At 45.2% G+C, this 2,471-nt stretch carries 2 protein-coding genes; both read right to left on the bottom strand.

The features are described from left to right. Positions 1-774: DUF6160 family protein (locus A3738_RS14345; RefSeq protein WP_197473864.1), on the bottom strand; the 774-nt coding region annotated here is incomplete at its 3' end. Positions 775-864: 90 nt separating this feature from the next. Next, positions 865-2,235 (bottom strand): DUF6160 family protein, encoded by a 1,371-nt coding sequence (locus A3738_RS14340; protein ID WP_068479674.1) that lies wholly within the window; start codon positions 2,233-2,235, stop codon positions 865-867. Positions 2,236-2,471 lie beyond the last annotated feature (236 nt).

Genomic DNA, 2,471 nt, shown 5'->3' with positions numbered 1-2,471 from the left:
ATCACCATCAGAGTCCACACCAGTACCCGTATGAGTATTGTATGCATCACCAATAGAGTCACCAGCTTCAAATGCAGACGATGCAATACCGATTGCATCAATACTGAAGTTGAAATCTTTACCCTTCGTATAACCGTTACCAAGGAAATCACTAAACGTTACATCAGCGATGGTTCCGTCAGCGATCAGGTTTTCTACACCACCTAATTTTTCCCATGCATCTTTAGCGCTAACGTGGATCAGTAAGTCACCATCACCATACGTTTTTTTCGCACCAATAGTCATTGGGCCAGTGGTAGTCGCGTTATCTGAAACCAGTCCTGCTGCTTGCGCGTCAGTGACTGTTACACTACCAGATTGAGCTAAAATAAACTTCGCTTCATCAGGGTTACTGTTAGTTGCCGCAGCAATTGCTTGGAACTCAGCCGCTTTACGCACGCCAGAGAAACCAGTTTCCAGGTAATTATCAGCATAACCACTAGAGGTATCAGTACCGTCACCAGCAATATCAAGCTTTACACGAACGTTGTCGAAAAATCCGCCGACTTCAACATTTTCATTCGAACCAAAACTAATACCCGTTAGATATACCGAACCCGCATCCTTATACATGAATTCGCCAATACTGTATTTAGTTTCAAGGTCGATAGTCAGGCCAGCTTGACCCGTCATCTCACCCATTGCCGAATCGTCTAGCGCTTTAAGCTCAGCTTGAGCGCCTGCAGAGATTGCGGCTACCGCAACAGCAAGAGCAGTCTTGTTAACTACAGACATAATAGCCTACTCCTTATTATTGTTTTTAACCAAAAAAAGCCGCTCATGGGAGCGGCTTTCTCTGAGATTAACTCAACATATCAAGCGATATTAGTGAGCAGAGATAGTCCACTTAGTGTCGCTCTCGATGTCAGTCCAGTACAATGCACCGATTGACTGATCAGTATCACCAAACTTAAGTGCGCCGATTTCCATGTCGCCCTTGAATTCAGTGTTGATTGCTACACCGTCAACACCGATTGCTTCAGTTACTGCAATAGCATCGCCGTTACCGAATAGACCTGGGTTAGTAGCAGCAAGCGCAAGGTTTGCACCAGCAGTGTTACGTACCGCGTAGATTTCACGCTTAGACTGAGCGAAACCGAAAGAGAAGTTTCCGTCTAGGTCAGTAACGTCACCACGTACGTTGTTGATCTTCAAGTCTTCGATCAATACGCCAGCGATGTCTAAGTAAACGTCAAGATCAGTTACGTTAACGTAAGTGTTCCAGTTGATTTTAGAATCAGCGTTACCGATAGTATCGATATCTTTAATCCCGTCACCGTTCACATCGATACCGAAGCCGTTACCGTTGTTTTCGATATGAATGTCAACTGGGCCAAGGAAACCGTTGATAGAAAGATCAGAGATCAATACTGTAGTTTCTGCGTCGCCGTCTGAATCGATACCGTTACCAGTGTGCGTGTTGTACGCGTCACCAATAGAGTCACCAGCTTCGAAGCTAGAAGAAGCAAGACCGATAGCGTCGATGCTGAAGTTAAAGTCAACAGACTTCAAACCGTTAGAAAGGATAGTGTCAAAACCAGTAGTTGCGATTGACGCATCAGCGATCATGTTAGAAAGACCACCACTCTTCTGCCATGCATCTTTAAACGATACGTGGATAAGAAGGTCACCGTCGCCGTAAGTTTGCTTACCAGCGATAGAAACGTCAGTGTCACCTAGACCAGATTCGCCCCATGCGTTTTCATCGTCAAGGCCTACAGCAGTTTCAAGCTCAGAGATTTCACCAGTACCACCAGCTGCTTTCGCAAAGCGAGCATCAGCAGAACCAGCGTCAGAAGCATCAACTGCAGCCATGAATGCAGCCAAGTCACGTACACGTGAGAAGCCAGTGTCTAGTTCGTTGTCAGCGTGACCACTTGAAAGATCAGTACCATCACCAGCGATGTCTAGTTTGATACGGATGTTATCAACGTAACCTGCAGCACCTGCACCAGCGTTAACACCGCCAGCGTCGTTAGTGTTAGCGCCCAAGCTAATACCAGTCAAGTAAACAGAACCAGCGTCTTTGTACATGAATTCGCCGATGGTGTACTTAGTTTCTAGGTCGATAGTCAAACCAGCTTGACCAGTCATTTCACCCATAGTGCTGTCGTCAAGAGCTTTCAATTCAGCTTGTGCGCCAGCAGATACAGCAGCGATTGCAGAAGCAAGTGCAATTTTTTTCAGGCCTTTCATATTATTCTCCTAATATTTAGGTAAGAGCGCTTCCTCTAAGTAATGCTTATATGGAAGCCAATATTATTGTTAGATTTCATTTCCGGCTGGCTTTCGCTAACCAGTGAGTGAATATTAAGGAATTCAATCACGCGTTTCCGTGAATGGACTCACAAAAAGTTACGCGGCGTTACAAAGCTAGAATTAGTTAACGCCAGTTTGCATTTCAAACCAATAACTGAACAAAAAACAGCCAG

Source organism: Oleiphilus sp. HI0066 (genome assembly GCF_001635725.1).
This window is presented reverse-complemented; position numbering and strand designations above follow the sequence as displayed.